Source organism: Aromatoleum sp. (genome assembly GCF_035254505.1).
In the GTDB taxonomy this organism is placed as follows: domain Bacteria; phylum Pseudomonadota; class Gammaproteobacteria; order Burkholderiales; family Rhodocyclaceae; genus Aromatoleum.
In genome coordinates, this window is the sequence record NZ_DATFAO010000106.1 from 15,143 (window position 1) to 30,744 (window position 15,602).

At 61.5% G+C, this 15,602-nt stretch carries 18 protein-coding genes and 1 pseudogene; 11 read left to right on the forward strand and 8 right to left on the reverse strand.

Going from position 1 to position 15,602, the window contains the following annotated elements; all coding sequences use genetic code 11:
- Positions 1-22 precede the first annotated feature (22 nt).
- From VJ673_RS23140 to VJ673_RS23165, 6 genes are all read right to left on the reverse strand, one after another.
- On the reverse strand, positions 23-520 hold the full coding sequence (locus VJ673_RS23140; protein WP_324128543.1) for a hypothetical protein: 498 nt from the start codon (positions 518-520) through the stop codon (positions 23-25).
- 108 nt (positions 521-628) lie between these two features.
- The gene (locus tag VJ673_RS23145; protein ID WP_324128544.1) at positions 629-1,342 is read right to left on the reverse strand and encodes an aspartate/glutamate racemase family protein; all 714 of its coding nucleotides are present in this window, start codon (positions 1,340-1,342) and stop codon (positions 629-631) included.
- Positions 1,343-1,476: 134 nt separating this feature from the next.
- A complete protein-coding gene (locus tag VJ673_RS23150) occupies positions 1,477-1,809 on the reverse strand; it encodes a DUF167 domain-containing protein (protein ID WP_324128545.1) in 333 nt (110 codons plus the stop codon).
- A 153-nt stretch (positions 1,810-1,962) separates the two neighbouring features.
- Positions 1,963-3,297 (reverse strand): ferredoxin reductase family protein, encoded by a 1,335-nt coding sequence (locus VJ673_RS23155; protein WP_324128546.1) that lies wholly within the window; start codon positions 3,295-3,297, stop codon positions 1,963-1,965.
- 101 nt (positions 3,298-3,398) lie between these two features.
- Positions 3,399-3,977 carry a hypothetical protein gene (locus VJ673_RS23160; protein ID WP_324128547.1) on the reverse strand — a complete coding sequence of 193 codons (579 nt, stop codon included), beginning with the start codon at positions 3,975-3,977 and terminating at the stop codon, positions 3,399-3,401.
- 96 nt (positions 3,978-4,073) lie between these two features.
- The gene (locus VJ673_RS23165; protein ID WP_324128548.1) at positions 4,074-4,517 is read right to left on the reverse strand and encodes a hypothetical protein; all 444 of its coding nucleotides are present in this window, start codon (positions 4,515-4,517) and stop codon (positions 4,074-4,076) included.
- 856 nt (positions 4,518-5,373) lie between these two features.
- Between VJ673_RS23165 and VJ673_RS23170 the strand changes: the two are divergent.
- Positions 5,374-6,237: pseudogene (locus tag VJ673_RS23170) on the forward strand (integron integrase); the annotation flags it as partial.
- 33 nt (positions 6,238-6,270) lie between these two features.
- On the opposite strand, the gene leuA reads toward VJ673_RS23170, so the two are convergent.
- Entirely contained in the window at positions 6,271-7,968 is a 1,698-nt protein-coding gene (leuA, locus tag VJ673_RS23175) for a 2-isopropylmalate synthase (protein WP_324128549.1), read from the reverse strand.
- A 169-nt stretch (positions 7,969-8,137) separates the two neighbouring features.
- On the opposite strand from leuA, the gene VJ673_RS23180 reads away from it, so the two are divergent.
- Entirely contained in the window at positions 8,138-8,608 is a 471-nt protein-coding gene (locus tag VJ673_RS23180) for an Lrp/AsnC family transcriptional regulator (RefSeq protein ID WP_324128550.1), read from the forward strand.
- Between the two features lie 72 nt (positions 8,609-8,680).
- On the forward strand, positions 8,681-9,316 hold the full coding sequence (locus VJ673_RS23185; protein WP_324128551.1) for a response regulator transcription factor: 636 nt from the start codon (positions 8,681-8,683) through the stop codon (positions 9,314-9,316).
- On the opposite strand, the gene VJ673_RS23190 is transcribed toward VJ673_RS23185, so the two are convergent.
- On the reverse strand, positions 9,295-10,680 hold the full coding sequence (locus VJ673_RS23190; RefSeq protein WP_324128552.1) for a CHASE3 domain-containing protein: 1,386 nt from the start codon (positions 10,678-10,680) through the stop codon (positions 9,295-9,297). The two genes, VJ673_RS23185 and VJ673_RS23190, sit on opposite strands and share 22 nt — an antisense overlap.
- A gap of 159 nt (positions 10,681-10,839) precedes the next feature.
- Here VJ673_RS23190 and VJ673_RS23195 point away from each other — a divergent pair, with 159 nt between their 5' ends.
- From VJ673_RS23195 to VJ673_RS23230, 8 genes are all read left to right on the forward strand, one after another.
- Positions 10,840-11,172 carry an EF-hand domain-containing protein gene (locus VJ673_RS23195; protein ID WP_324128553.1) on the forward strand — a complete coding sequence of 111 codons (333 nt, stop codon included), beginning with the start codon at positions 10,840-10,842 and terminating at the stop codon, positions 11,170-11,172.
- A 24-nt stretch (positions 11,173-11,196) separates the two neighbouring features.
- Positions 11,197-11,826: an MlaC/ttg2D family ABC transporter substrate-binding protein gene (locus VJ673_RS23200; RefSeq protein WP_324128554.1), complete on the forward strand. Its 630-nt coding sequence runs from the start codon at positions 11,197-11,199 to the stop codon at positions 11,824-11,826.
- A 14-nt stretch (positions 11,827-11,840) separates the two neighbouring features.
- Positions 11,841-12,167: a BON domain-containing protein gene (locus tag VJ673_RS23205; protein ID WP_324128555.1), complete on the forward strand. Its 327-nt coding sequence runs from the start codon at positions 11,841-11,843 to the stop codon at positions 12,165-12,167.
- A gap of 13 nt (positions 12,168-12,180) precedes the next feature.
- Positions 12,181-12,432: a hypothetical protein gene (locus VJ673_RS23210; protein WP_324128556.1), complete on the forward strand. Its 252-nt coding sequence runs from the start codon at positions 12,181-12,183 to the stop codon at positions 12,430-12,432.
- Between the two features lie 56 nt (positions 12,433-12,488).
- Entirely contained in the window at positions 12,489-12,683 is a 195-nt protein-coding gene (locus VJ673_RS23215; RefSeq protein ID WP_324128557.1) for a YMGG-like glycine zipper-containing protein, read from the forward strand.
- Between the two features lie 201 nt (positions 12,684-12,884).
- Positions 12,885-14,660: a glyoxylate carboligase gene (gcl, locus tag VJ673_RS23220; protein WP_324128558.1), complete on the forward strand. Its 1,776-nt coding sequence runs from the start codon at positions 12,885-12,887 to the stop codon at positions 14,658-14,660.
- Between the two features lie 17 nt (positions 14,661-14,677).
- A complete protein-coding gene (gene hyi / locus VJ673_RS23225) occupies positions 14,678-15,457 on the forward strand; it encodes a hydroxypyruvate isomerase (protein ID WP_324128559.1) in 780 nt (259 codons plus the stop codon).
- 48 nt (positions 15,458-15,505) lie between these two features.
- On the forward strand, positions 15,506-15,602 hold a 97-nt coding region (locus tag VJ673_RS23230; protein ID WP_324128560.1), incomplete at its 3' end, for an NAD(P)-binding domain-containing protein.

Consider the following 15,602-nt stretch of genomic DNA (forward strand, 5'->3'; position numbering starts at 1 on the left):
CTGCTTGTTAAGGCGCCGTCGATCACTCCGCCTTCGCGTCGGCGCCGTGCTCCGAAAGCTGAGCGCCGAACCATCGATGTATAGCAGTCAACAAGTGAAGATCGGTTGTCTTGAACGTGATCTCAGCGCCCGCGGATAGCTCGGCATACGAGACCTTGATGCCCGAAGCACCGGCACGAAGCTCTTTAAGGCCCGGCATGTCGGTGCCATGCAGCATCGCAGGGTCTGAGTAGTCGCCACGCTGAAATCTTTCAGCCTCATGCTTGAGATGCTGTTTGATGAGTGCAACCTGATCGCTTTCGCTTGGGTCCCTCGCGATGACCCGCTCTACGCCTCCCGACTCTGTCATTTTAAAGATGTGTATGGTCTTCGACATGTCGAAGGGCATTACGCTGTGTGACATCTGGTGGACGCGTTCTTGCGGAGTTTGTGCGAATACCGCGGAGTTGCCTAATAGCAGAAGAACGGCGATCGCCTTCGCCAGATTAAAAACGGTACGCGTGGGCGTGGACAAGCTCATATAATCTTCCTCCTAATCGCATTGACGGCCTAACTTCGAAGTCACCGGCAACCGCGCGAGGCGATTCGAAGAGGCGCCCCGCTTTCGGTTGTCCGGTTGACTGGAAAGTCAGAGAGCGCGCATACAGTGTTGACATATAGCGGCAACGTGAAGCGCGGTGGTGTTGAGAAATGGAACCTCTGAGAAGCCTTCAGTGAGAATTAGCGGGAGCTCCGTGCAGCCGAGAATTACCGCATCGATGTTGTGACGGTTTTTCATGGACATGATGATGGACAGAAGCTCTTGTCGGGTTGCATCGTTAAATATACCCAATTCAATTTCGGCAACAATCTTGGATTGAATATATTGCTGCTCATGATCACTTGGCACGACAATAGTAATGCCATCCTTGGCAAAACGCTCTCCAAAAAAATTGGACTGCATCGTAAATTGTGTACCGAGTAGACCAATGGTCTTTAGCCCTGCGGATTTCGCCGATTCAAGCGTGGCTTCGACGATACTGATCAGTGGAATAGGCGATTGAGCCTGAACTTGGTCGAATACGATGTGCGGGGTATTCGCCGAGATAACGGCAAAGTCCGCGCCGGCATTCTTAAGAGCCGTTACCTTGCTCGTCAGCCACTCCACTAAGGCGTCCCAGTGTCGGTCAGCGACCAAACTGAACAGTTCCTCGATATTGACGCTGTAGATAATGATTTCTGGTGTCGCGAGGCTTTGATTATGGTCGTGGAAGAATCCAACGATGCGTTTGTAGTAATCTGCGGTAGCCTCCGGCCCAAGACCGCCAATGATTCCGATTTTTTTCATAATTTCATCGATCACGGTTGATAGTTCTGTACGGAGAAGCACACCTGCAAAGACCGCTCTCTAACGTGGAGCTAAAACCAGCCGCCGGAGGCTGAAGTCCGGAGGAAACCCAACAGCGCAGTTGTTGGGCGGTCCGCGTTGAGCGTAGGTTAGGCATCGGTTTTCTGCAGCGCCAGTTCCTTGCTGATTACGGAAGGAAGGCTCTTGGGCGATTTGATGCGTAGTTGCTTGTTGACATTGAACCTGCCAAAAACGACATCAATATCGTTTGGCGCCACCCCGAACTCTTTTGCCAAGAACCGAACCATGTGATCGGTCGCTCTTCCTGCCACTGGAGCGGCGGTGACGCTGACGTTAAGCTGACTGCCCTTGGCCTTTCCAATTGCGTCTTTCTTGGCGCTCGGGGTCCCGAGAATATTGAGAACTAACGTCTTTCCTTCCCAAGAGCAGAACGGTGTGGTTTGCGATGTCATGTGTGCCATTTGGACGTTGCCATGCAGGGACTCGTGGCAAAAGAGTGCGCGCGCAAGATGCCTAATGTTTGAATTCACCAGCGCTGCGCGGCTTTATCGCGCAGCGCCGGCGGAATGATGGGTCGGGCATTGAGTAAATAGACCTCATCGGAAAAGCTGCCATCAACGCATCTGAAATAGCTCTTGATGGAAACGCTCTGGTGGCAGGCCGTGGGCGAGAAAATCGTCGCGCAGTGCCTGACCAAACCCCGGCGGGCCGCAGAACCAGAAGCTGGCCGACTGCCATGCCGGCACGGTGGCACGGATGCGTTCGCCATTCAAGCGTCCATCCTTGCTATCAACCAACAGGTGCAGACGCACACCTGCTGCCTGGGCATCTGCCGTAAGACGGTCGATGGCGGTCTGATCAAACTCGGCAGTCGGATGAAAGAGATCGATCGTCTTTGCATCCGGCGTGGCGGCGCGTTGCTTGAGGCGGGCGATAAACGGCGTGATGCCGATGCCTGCGCCCACCCAGATCTGATGTGACTGCGCATCCTCAAAGTCGAAACAGCCGTAAGGACCTTCCACCGTCACCGGCATGCCGATCTTCAATCTTTCCCTCAAGCGGCTGGTGTGGTCGCCCAGCGCCTTGGTGATGAAGGTGAGCCGACGGTCAGTGGGATTCCAAGCGGAAGCGATGGTATAGGGGTGCGCGCCTTCGCTGCGGTCCGATGTGACGAAGGCGAACTGCCCGGCGGTATGGCCGCGCCAGCCGTCCTCCAGGACGACAGCAGTTTCGAGTACGCGTAGCGCGGGGTAGTCGGTCAGCGCCACGATGGTGCCTTGGGCCTTGCGGCTGACCCCGATCCGGCCCGTCAGGGACAGCAGCGCGGCAGCGCTGCCGATCAGCAGCAAGACCGCCAGCAACCCGCCGACAGGCTGCGACCAGTAATCGATCTTGATGAGCACGGCGGAGTGATAGGCCAGGGCAAGGTAGGCGACAGCGATCCATTTGTGGGTCTTGACGAACCAGTGGTAGGGGAAGCGCTTGATCAAGGCAAGCACGATCAACACGACGGCGGCGTAGAAGGCCCATTCGCCGACGGATTCGGCAAACCCCCGCTGGCTGCGCAGCCAGCCTTCAATGGTGCCGAGGGCTTCCCCCGCACCCGGCTTGCGCAATGGCTTTTCCAGCCAGCCCCAGCCCACCATCCATTTGGTGCCTTTGGCCCACCACCAGTGAATGATGGCGACCACCAGCACGGCAATGCCCTGCCACTTGTGCAGGCGGTACATCTTGTCCAGCCCATCCAGATGCGGCTCCAGCCATTGCGGGCGCAGCGCCAACAGCATTGCCACACTCATCAAGCCGATGCAGAGCACCCCGCTGTATTGCATGAATACGGCGCGAAACGAGAAGTAGGTGAACGGATCCGGCAGCAGCGTATCGGCACCGAGCCATAGCGCGGTCAGCAGAAGCAGGACTGCCAGAAATGAAACCTTAATGCGCTTCATGGATTACTTCCGATGCATATTTGCATGCAGCCCAACGTTTGACATGAGGGGCGGCCGACAGCAGGCGAAGCCTGATGTTCGACGTCCCCTCGATGGAAGGGTTAGGTGGCTTCGCGGCCGAAGTGAACTTCATCGATGGCCTTGGCAATTGCTTGCGAGACAGGACTGAATTCGTAGGTGAAAACCATGCTCGTGTGCAATGCGAAGTCATCCAGAACGTCTAGCGGATCAGTGCTCGCTACTTGCTTTGGCGCTCTTGCCGCGCGCAGAGCAGCAAACCGTTCGCTTTGCAAAAGGACCTTCGCGTCTTCCTGCGTGACTTGCGCGCTCAAGTTGTGCGCAAGGCGATTCCGGATGGCGTTCAGCCGCTTGATGCCGGGAAGGATGGCCGCTATGTCTGATTCCGAGGTGTCTAGAAGCGAGACTTTCTGAGCGAACGATACTCGGGCTTCAGTCATGGAACCCAGCCGCGGATTTGCCTTGGCCAAATACTGGGTCAGATAGTGCTCGACGAAGAGGTGAGCTCTGAGGATTCGGCCGATCGTCGAGACGTTTTGGTTCCAGCGGGTATTGATCTCCTCGCGCTCCTTGTCTGCCGCAGCAAAGAAGGCTTCAGGACCACCGAAGAGCTCGATGGCTCGTTTGGCAATGAGTTCGGGGTTGTGCGGCGGGATCTGCATTTTAGCCACCTAACGTGGAGCTAACCGGCCGCCGGAGCCCGCAGGGCGGAGGGAACCCGACAGCGCAGCTGTTGGGCGGTCCGGTTGAGCGTAGGGTTAGCCCTTTGGAGAGGGCTCATCATTGACTTCACCGACTGCACTAGAAGTTAAAGCGGGCTCCTCTTCTTCGTCCTCATCGGGCGCCTGGACATCGGGTGGAATACGTTGCCGGATTCTCTTACACAACTCTTTCACTTCGCTTCTGGCACGCCACCACGCAATCATGAGATACACGCCGAGCAAAATTCCAACCACGGCGACAATGATGAACGTAGTTTCAATAGATTTTGTCGCAAAGGTGGCGGTTTCAAGAGACGCGATTGCGGAGAATGCGAGCGATAGAAGAAAGATTGCAAAGTTCAGCTGTAGGTCTGCTGGAGTCCCTTTTTCCAGTGCATCAAGTTCAGTGTCCTTGATCTCATAGAGATCCACCGATTCGACTCGCCCCCGCCGAATTCGGAGGGGCGTACCGTCGTCAATCTGTCTATTGTTCTGGGCCATGGCTATAGATTCTTCTTCAGCCAATCGCTATGTTTGACGCTAATGGCACTACGCCATGCTGCTTCGGTCCCAGAGCGGACAACGAACAATCGGTCTCCAGAGGCCAGTACCTCTTTTAGGTAGTCGCGGACTTCGGCGGCTTTTTGGTCTGTGACGATCGCCCAACACGTGTTATTGATTGGGCAGTACTTCGGGTACGTCTTGAGACGCTCCCGTAAGCTTTGCCGAACGGCAAGCTGCTTGGCTTGAAAGGAAACGATGTAGCAGGTCATTGCATAAATGTACCGTGAATACTGTAAGAAGGGCTAACTAGAAAGTTAAGCGGCAGAACGGGCGAAGCCCGGTCTGTCCGCTTCGACGATCAGTTCTCCAGGATACGCCGCGGCGGGAACTGAGGTGGCTTGCAGTGGCACGTCGCGTGAATGCACATGAAATTCTGCTTATCACTCCGAAGCGCTGCTTGTGCGTCCGTCTAACACCTTCGGTGTTATGCGTGCGCGCAAATTGCGCTTCGCAAATTAGCATATTTTTCACGCTGTATAAATATACATTTGACATACTATGGAATTTGATCTCAGCCGAGCGCCGTATATCTGTGGGAACGTGTTGTAGACAGCAAAAATGCTGCATAAATAAGTTGCGTGCTGTCTAAGCTGGCGCGCACGTCACCGGTAGATGCCATTGTAATCATATCCTTATTGGATATACTGTATTTATGAATAGTATATCCAGCACGCCCAAACCCGCCGTGACGCCTTTCGGCGACCATCCGAGGCCTGCGCGGCTGCTCGATCAGGTGCGGGACCGTATCCGGCACAAGCATTACAGCATACGAACGGAATAGGCGTATGTCTATTGGGTGCGCCTTTTCGTCCGGCATCAGGGCTTGCGCCATCCGTGCGAGATGGGCGCCTCCGAGGTGGAGAACTTCCTGCGCTGGCTGGTCAGCGAGCGCGCGGTGGCGCCTTCGACACACGCCCAGGCGCTTTCCGCGCTCCTGTTCTTGTATCGCGAAGTCCTCGGGATCGACTTGCCTTGGATGACCGAGATTGGCAGGCCGAAACAGCGCGAACGCGTTCCGGCGGTACTGTCGCGCGGCGAGGTGGCGCGATTGCTCGCAGCGATGGACGGCGTAGAGGGGGATCTGGCGCGGCTGCTCTACGGCACGGGCATGCGGCTCATGGAGGCGCTGCGCTTGCGCGTGAAGGATGTGGGCTTCGAACGTAACGAGATTACGGTGCGCGAAGGCAAGGGAGGGAAGGACAGGCGCGTGATGCTGCCTGCGATGCTGGCGCCTGCATTGGCCGGACAGTTGGAACACGCGCGGAGAATATGGACGCAGGACCGCCAGGCGAAGATTCCCGGCGTCTCGATGCCCGATGCGCTGGCGCGTAAATATCCACGGGCGGCCGAATCATGGCCGTGGTTCTGGGTGTGGCCGTCTGACAGGCTTTCACGCGATCCGCAATCCGGAATCGAGCGCCGCCATCATTTATATGAACAGCGGCTCCAGCGGGCGGTGCGTGAGTCGCATATCGACAAACCGGTGAGCGTGCACACCCTGCGCCACTCTTTCGCCACACACTTGCTCGAAGGCGGCTACGACATCCGTACGGTTCAGGAACTCCTGGGCCATGCGGACGTTTCGACGACGATGATCTACACGCATGTGCTCAATCGGGGTGGGCAGGGCGTCGTCAGCCCTCTGGACAGGCTGTAGCGCGAACGCTGAGCGTCCGCGCCACCGATCTTGTCACGCCGCGTGCGGACTTTCAGTCGCGAGCTCGGCTCCGCCGGCACGATTCAGCGCGCTGACCATCGCCTTGATCGACGCGGTGACGATGTTCTCGTCGATGCCGACGCCGTAGCAGTCGCCCCCGGCCCCCGGCTTCGCGATTTCGATCAGGGCGTAGGCGCGGGCGTCGCCGCATTGGGCGCTGCTGCCGAAGGAGCGTTCTTCGTAGCTGCGCACCTGGAGGTCGATGCCGATGCCGTGCAGTGCGCGCACCGCGGCGTCGATCGGGCCGTTGCCTTCGGCGACGAGGGTCTGCGTCTTGCCGGCGACTTCGAGCGTGAGGCGGATGCCCTGGGCGGTGTCGTGCTCAAAGAGGTGGTGCTCGACGTAGCGTACGGACTTGTCATCGGCAAGGTAGGTCTCGGAGAACAGGCGCCAGATGTTGGCGGCGGTGACTTCGCCCTTGTGGGTGTCGGCGTGCTTCTGCACGACGGTGGCGAATTCGACCTGCAAGCGCCGCGGCAGGACGATGCCGTATTCGGTTTCGAGCAGGTAGGCGATCCCGCCCTTCCCGGACTGGCTGTTGACCCGGATCACCGAGTCGTAGCTGCGGCCGACGTCCGCCGGGTCGATCGGGAGGTAAGGCACGTTCCACGGTTGATCCGCCTTGTGAGCGGCAAAGCCCTTCTTGATGGCGTCCTGGTGGGAGCCGGAGAAGGCCGTGAAGACGAGGTCCCCGACGTATGGGTGGCGCGGGGAGATCGGGAGCTGGGTACAGTGCTCCACGGTTCTGGCGACGGCGTTGATGTCCGAGAAGTCGAGCCCGGGATTGACGCCTTGCGTGTAGAGGTTGAGCGCGAGCGTGACGATGTCGACGTTGCCGGTGCGCTCGCCGTTGCCGAAGAGGCAGCCTTCGACGCGGTCAGCGCCGGCCATGAGGCCGAGCTCGGCGGCGGCGACGGCGGTGCCGCGATCGTTGTGCGGGTGGACGCTGATGAGGACGCTGTCCCGGCGCGAGAGGTTGCGGTGCATCCACTCGATCTGGTCGGCGTGGATGTTCGGGGTCGCGACCTCGACCGTCGCGGGGAGGTTGAGGATGACCTTGTTGTCCGGCGTCGCGCCCCAGGCTTCGGTGACCGCGTTGCAGACTTCGAGCGCGAAGTCGAGCTCGGTGGCGGTGAAGGTCTCGGGGCTGTACTGGAGGCGGATCTCGGTCTCGGGCTGCTGGGCGGCGAGTTCCTTGATGAGCTTCACGGTCGACACGGCCAAGTCGATGATCTGCGGCTTGCTCATGCCGAAGACGGTCTCGCGGAAGGTTTCCGAGGTGGCGTTATAGACGTGCACGATCACGCGCTTCGCGCCACGGATCGATTCCATGGTGCGGCGGATGAGTTCTTCGCGCGCCTGCGTGAGGACTTCGATCGTCACGTCGTCGGGGATGTGGCCGCCTTCGATGAGTTCGCGCACGAAGTCGAATTCGATCTGCGACGCGGACGGGAAGGCAACTTCGATTTCCTTGAAGCCGATGTCGCAGAGCGTGTGGAAGAGCCGCAATTTCTTTTCGGCGTCCATCGGCTCGAAGATCGACTGGTTGCCGTCGCGCAGGTCCGTGCTCATCCAGATCGGGTGCTTGTCGATGACGCGGCTCGGCCACTGGCGATCGGGGAGATTCACCGGCGGGAACGGGCGGTACTTGCGGGACGGGTCGGTCAACATGGGGGTTTCCGTTGCGTTCGTTGTTGTGCGATGGGATGCATCTTACGCAAAACGCGTCGGCAGAGGCTTGCGTTATTGAGGAAAAAAGCCTGTTCTTTTGGCAGATTATTGCGCAGCGGCGCCATTCGTCGCGATAATGAATGTCATCGCTCAAAATCACGGCAATCCCATGGAAATCGATCGTTACGACCGCGAGATCCTGCGCATCCTCCAGCAGGACGGACGCATCAGCAACCAGGACCTGGCCGACCGCATCGGCCTGTCGCCCTCCCCTTGCCTGCGGCGAGTGCGGGCGCTGGAGGAAGCGGGCTTCATCTCGGGTTATCGGGCGCAAGTGGACGCGAAAGCGCTTGGCCTGTCACTGATGGCGTTGATCCAGATCTCGATGGATCAGCACACGCCCGAACGCTTCAAGGATTTCGAGGCTGCGGTGCGCGACATCCCTGACGTGGTCGAATGCCTGCTGATCACGGGGCAATCGGCGGACTACCTGTTGAAGGTGGTCGTGCGCGATATGGATGCCTATCAGGAACTGCTGCTGAACCGCATCACGCGGATCGGGGGCGTGACGGGCGTGCATTCGAGTTTCGTGCTGCGGCGGGTGATCGACAAGGGCGCACTGCCGGTGGGGGACGCGTAGCAGGAAGCGTCGGTCGCGAACGGATTGCGGGGAGAGGCGGACTAACTCCCTGGAACCCGAGAAGGAGCAGCCATGCTGCAGATCGCGATCGTCGACGACCACGAGATTGTCCGCACCGGCTTTCGCGAGATTCTCTCCGAAGAGCTCGACTTGGAGATCGCGTTCGAGGCGGCGTCGGGCGAAGATGCGCTCGAACGGCTGCGCGAGACGCCCTGCGACGTGGTGCTGCTCGACATCGCGCTGCCCGGCCAGAGCGGGGTGGACGTGCTGCGGGCGATCCGCCAGCGCTACGACGCCTTGGGCGTGCTGGTGTTGTCGGGCTTTCCCGAGGAGCGTTACGCAGTCGCGATGCTGCGCAACGGCGCCGACGGTTATCTGTGCAAGGATTGCGACCACGAGGAGCTGGTGCGCGCGATCCGCACGGTCGCGTCGGGGCGGCGTTATGTGTCGGCGCGCACCGCCGAGCTGCTCGCGGCGGAGGTGAGCGGCGACGGGGCGGGGCTAGCGCACGAGCAGTTGTCGGAGCGGGAACTGCAGGTCTTCCTGCGGCTCGCGAAGGGCGAATCGGTGTCGGACATCGCCGAGTCGCTCGCGTTGAGCGTAAAGACGGTCAGCACTTACCGCTCGCGCGTCCTCGAAAAGTTGGGCGTCGCGAGCAACGCGGAACTCGCCGCCTACGCGATTCATCACGGACTCATCGTCGCGTAACGCGCGGTCACGGGCACGCTCGCGACGATGCGCGTGCCGTCGCCGGGCATGCTGTCGACGTGGAGGTCGCCGCTCAGCATCTGCATGCGGTGGCGCATGCCGGCCATGCCGTGATGCCCTTTGTGTGCGGTGGCAGGGTCGAATCCGGTGCCGTCGTCCTGGATGATGAGGCGCAGGCTGTCATGCAAGGGCTGCAGCGCGAGTTTGACGTGGCGCGCGGCCGCGTGGCGGCGGATGTTGGTGAGCGCTTCCTGGGCGATGCGGAACAAGGCGAGCGCGCTGTCGGGCGGCAGCTCGAGGTCCGCATCCGGCAGATCGAGCGTGACCTTCACGCCTGCGCTCTGGGCGAATTCCTCTCCCAGCGTGCGCAGCGCCGCAACGAGCCCGAGCTCCTGCAGCAAGGGCGGACGCAGGTCGTCGGTGATGCGGCGCTTGAGGGCGATGCCGCTGTCGACGGTGCTGATCAGCCGGTCGAAGCGCTCGCGGTGCGGGAGAAGCGCCGCAGGGTCGATCTTGCGCATGATCCACGCGATGTCCATCCGCGCGGCGGTGAGCAGTGCGCCGAGTTCGTCGTGCAGTTCGCGGGCGAGGCGGGCCTGCTCGGCTTCGCGGGCGTTGGTGAGGTAGCTCGCGAGATCCGATAGCTCCGCGGTACGTGCGCGCACGAGGCCTTCGAGCCGGCGGTTCTCCTCGTGCAGCAGTCCGGCGATCTGCTCGCGCAGGCGCACTTGGCGGCGGAAGGTCACGAACAGGATCAGCAGCAGGACGAGCACGGCGCCCGACAAGGTCGCGACGACCCAGCGCGTGCGCTCGACGTGGCCGATGGACTCCTCGAGCGAACGCTGGCCGTGCGCGACTGTACGTCGCTTGATCTCCGCGAGCGTCTTGCGGATGCCGTCCATATACCGGCGGCCGTCGCCCGCCCCCTCGTCGTCGACGCGTCCGCGCGCGACTTCGTCGGACATGATGCGCATCTTGAGCGTGATAAGTCCCGTGAGCTGGGCGAGATCGCCTTCGCTCTGCTGCCAGGTCGCGGTGTCCTGACGCATGTCTTCGAGCGTGTATTTCACGGTCGCGAGGCTGTTCAGGTAGGGCTCGAGATAGGCGCGGTTGCGGGTAAGGAGGTAGCCGCGCACGCCGCTCTCGGCGTCGACGAGTTGAATCAGCATGCTGTCGAGCCGCCCCGTCCGTTCGGACTGGAGCTGCAGTTCCTCCAGCGCGTCGAGGCTCGCGCCGGCCTGCCCGAAACTCGATACGAGGAGCAGCACCACCAGCCCGCAACCCAGCGCCAGCAAGGCGTGGCGGCCGTGACGCGCAATGCGCTCGGCAAGGACGTCGGCACGAGTCGGCTTGATCAGTTTCATGGCGAACCTCCGTGGCGGGCACCCTCCCCCGCGTCTTCCTTGCAGGACTAGTCCTACACGCGATTCCGCCTCGTCCGACAGACGCCGCCCGCGCCGCTTCATAGGATGGGATCAGCTGCCCCACCGAACACCATCTCATCTTCGTAGAGGAGAACCGTGATGAAAACCGCCCTCAGTATCGTTGCATTGGTACTTGCTGGTGCCCTGCCGCTCGGCGCCAGCGCTGCCGATGCGACGAAGTCGGCGCCGGCCATGGGTACCGGTTCCACGACGCCTTCCCCCACGACACCGGCTGAACTGGGCAAGCCGGAAGTGCCGCCGATGTTCAAGGAGCTCGACACGAACAGGGACGGCCAGATCAGCCGTGACGAGGCCAAGCGCTCGGCCGAAATCCTGAGCACCTTCGACTCGCTGGACACCGATCACAACGGAAAGGTTTCGCTGCTGGAATGGAATGCCGCCGAGATGCAGAAGCCGCGTCCCAAGCAGTAAGGCCTCGACACAAGGAGCTGATACATGATCCGACAACTTCGAGCCTCTCTAGTCTGCCTCCCGCTGCTCTTCGCGCCGCTGGCGTCGAGCGCAGCGCAGGAGGCGCCGGATGCGCTGGTGAAGAGCGTGACCGATGACGTCCTGTCGATCCTGAAGCAGGACAAGGAGCTGCAGGCGGGTAACCAGCGCAAGGCGATGTCGCTGATCGAGGACAAGGTCAGCCCGCACTTCGACTTTCCGCGAATGACCAGCCTCGCCGTCGGCCAAGGTTGGAAGCAGGCGAACCCGGGTCAGCGTGAATCGCTGACGCGTGAGTTCCGCACCTTGCTGGTCCGTACCTATGCGAATGCGCTGACGAACTACCGTAACCAGACCGTGACGGTGAAGCCGTCGCCGGGCGCGCCGAAGGAAGGCGAAGCCTCGGTGCATACGGAAATCAACCAGCCCGGCACGAAGCCGATCACGGTCGATTACCGGCTCGCGAAGAATGGCGACAGCTGGAAGGTGTACGACGTCGCGATCGACAGCGTGAGCCTGGTCACGAATTACCGTGGCAGCTTCGCTACGGAAATCTCGAAAGGGGGCACTGACGGCCTGATCAAGAGCCTTCAGGACAAGAATCGCGGCACACCGCCGCAACCCAGCAAGGGCTGAAAGGAGGAAACATCATGCAAAGCCAAAGCATTACTCGAAGAGGTTTCGTGCTTGCACTGCTCGCCACCGCTGTAGGCGCCTGTAGCGCAAGTCCGAACAAGGAGAGCACCGGCGAATACCTCGACGACAGCGTGATCACGACCAAGGTCAAGAGTGCGTTCGTCGCCGACAAGACGGTGAAGGCGCTCGATATCAAGGTCGAGACCTTCAAGGGCGTCGTCCAGTTATCCGGCTTTGCGAACACGCAGACGGAAATCGACCGCGCCGTCGAACTGGCGCGTGGCGTCAAGGGCGTCGAATCCGTCAGGAACGATATCCAGTTGAAGAGCCGTCAAGGCTGAGGAGCATAGGACCATGACACTGAACAAGATCTCCCGGGGCGCACTGGTCGTCCTGCTGACCGTGCCGCTGCTCGCGGCGTGTGGCAAGGGCAAGGACAAGGACGCGAACATGTCGGCACCGCCACCGCCGAGCACCACCGCTCCGAGCACCATGGCCCCGCCGGCAACAGCGCCTTCGTCGACACCGCCGCCGTCGAGTTCGACCACGCCTTCGACGAACAACCCGTCCACGGTTAACGAGCAAGGGACTTCGGCGCCGCGCTGATCACCGCTTGACGGCGCTGCATCCCCGCTCCCGGATCAAACCGGAAGGAGGACATCATGAAACAGCTGATTTCGATTATCGCCATTGTCACTGCCGCCTTTAGCGTCTCCGCCTGTTCCACCACCGGCGGCACCGTGCTGGGTGCCGCGGCCGGCGCGGGCGTAGGTAGTGCGGCGACCGGCGGCTCCACTGCAGGCGCGGTGGGCGGCGCGGCCGTCGGCGGCATCATCGGTCACGAACTGAGCAAGTAAGGCTCAGTTCACAACAATCGCACACGCTCCTCGGAGCACGAGCCCCGGCCAGGCGCCGGGGCTTTTCTTTGCGCCGAGTCGATACTTGAAGTATCGATAGAAACGATCGCTGCGGCAATTCATCCGGCCGACATTCCTCCCTATCCTGCATCCAACGTCAATCAACGGCCTCGAGCCGAAACGGAAACAGGAGGAGACACCATGGCCCGCATGAGAGCAGTCGACGCCGCTACAGCAGTGATGCGCAAGGAAGGCATCACGACCTTGTTCGGCATCCCCGGCGCAGCGATCAACCCGCTGTATTCGGCCATCCGCAAGGACGGCAGCTTCAAGCACTACCTCGCCCGTCACGTCGAGGGCGCCTCGCACATGGCCGAGGGCTTCACCCGCACCAAGGCCGGCAACATCGGCGTGTGCATCGGCACCTCGGGCCCCGCGGGCACCGACATGATCACCGGCCTCTACTCCGCGTCGGCCGATTCGATACCGATCCTTTGCATCACCGGCCAGGCGCCGCGCGCCCGCCTGTACAAGGAGGACTTCCAGGCGGTCGATATCGAATCGATCGCGAAGCCGGTGACGAAGTGGGCCGTGACGGTGCGCGAGCCGGCACAGGTGCCGCGCGTGTTCCAGCAGGCTTTCCACCTGATGCGCTCGGGCCGCCCCGGGCCGGTGCTGATCGACCTGCCCTTCGACGTGCAGATGGCCGAGATCGAGTTCGACATCGACACCTACGAGCCGCTGCCGGTCTACAAGCCCGCCGCAACGCGCGCTCAGGCCGAGAAGGCGATCGCGATGATGAACGCGGCCGAGCGTCCGCTGATCGTCTCGGGCGGCGGCGTGATCAATGCGGATGCCGCGGCGAAGCTGCAGCAGTTCGCCGAGATCATGGGCGTGCCGGTAATCCCGACGTTGATGGGCTGGGGATCGATTCCCGACGACCATCCGTTGATGGCCGGCATGGTGGGCCTGCAGACCTCGCACCAGTATGGCAACGCGACGATGCTTGCGTCGGACTTCGTGATCGGCATCGGCAACCGCTGGGCGAATCGCCACACGGGCTCCGTCGAAGTCTATACCGCGGGCCGCAAGTTCGTGCATATCGACATCGAGCCGACGCAGATCGGCCGCGTCTTCGGGCCGGACTACGGCATCGTCTCCGACGCCGGCGCTGCGCTCGATCGCCTGATCGAAGTCGCCCGCGAGATGAAGGCCGCTGGCGACCTCCCCGACCGTCGCCAGTGGGTCGAGGAATGCCAGGGCCGCAAGCGCACGATGCTGCGCAAGACGCACTTCGACGAGGTGCCGATGAAGCCGCAGCGCGTCTATGAAGAGATGAACAAGTCCTTCGGCAAGGACACCTGCTACGTCACGACGATCGGCTTGTCGCAGATCGCCGCCGCGCAATTCCTGCATGTGTACAAGGAGCGGCATTGGATCAACTGCGGGCAGGCCGGCCCACTCGGCTGGACCGTGCCGGCGGCCCTCGGCGTCGTCGCCGCGGACCCGAAGCGCAAGGTCGTCGCCATTTCGGGCGACTACGACTTCCAGTTCATGATCGAGGAGCTCGCCGTGGGCGCGCAGTTCAAGCTGCCCTACATCCACGTCGTCGTGAATAACGCCTACCTCGGCCTGATCCGCCAATCGCAGCGCGGTTTCGACATGGACTACTGCGTGCAGCTCGCGTTCGAGAACATCAATGCGCCCGAGACCGAAGGCTACGGCGTTGATCACATCGGCGTCGTCGAAGGGCTCGGCTGCAAGGCGATCCGAGTGAGGAAGCCGCAGGACATCGGTCCCGCCTTCGCGCAGGCCAAGGCGTGGATGGAGGAGTTCCGCGTGCCGGTGGTGGTCGAGATCATCCTCGAACGCGTCACCAACATCGCGATGGGCACCGAGATCAACGCCATCAACGAATTCGAGGCGCTGGCCGAAAGCCGCGCCGACGCGCCGACGGCCGTGGCGCTGCTCGACTGAATCTTAGGAGACAAGAGATGCCCCGATTTGCTGCCAACCTGACGATGCTCTTCAACGAGCACGCTTTCCTCGATCGCTTCGAAGCGGCCGCCGACGCGGGCTTCAAGGGCGTCGAGTACCTCTTCCCTTACGCCTTCAAGAAGGAAGAGCTCGCCGAGAAGCTCGACCGCTACGGCCTGACGCAAGTGCTGCACAACCTGCCCGCCGGCAACTGGGAAGCCGGCGAGCGCGGCATCGCCTGCGATCCGTCGCGCATCGGCGAATTCCAGGACGGCGTCGGTCGCGCGATCGAATATGCGCAGGCCTTGGGTTGCAAGCAGGTGAACTGCCTCGCGGGCAAGACGCCCGCCGACGTCGATGCCGGCCGCGTGCGCGAGACCTTCATAGAGAACCTGCGCTTTGCCGCGGGCAAACTGAAGGAAGCCGACATCCGCCTGCTCGTCGAGCCGATCAACACCTACGACATCCCCGGCTTCTACCTGAACCGCACGGCGCAGGCGGCGGAGATCCTCGAAGCGGTCGGGTCGGACAACCTCTTCATCCAGTACGACATCTACCACGCGCAGCGCATGGAAGGCGAACTCGCGAACACCATCGCCCGCTATCTGCCGCAGATCGCCCACATCCAGCTCGCCGACAACCCGGGCCGCAACGAGCCAGGCACGGGCGAGATCAACTACCGCTTCCTGTTCGACTTCATCGACCGCAGCAACTATCAGGGCTGGATCGGCTGCGAATACAAGCCGGCCGCGACAACGCGCGAAGGGCTCGGCTGGGTCGACGCGCTGACCCGCTGACGCCCACCCCCGCCCCGACAGAGACCCACACATAAAGGAGAACACATCATGGCAAACATCGGATTCATCGGACTCGGCATCATGGGCACCCCGATGGCCCAGCACCTCATCGACGGCGGCCACACGCTGTTCGTGAACACCCACG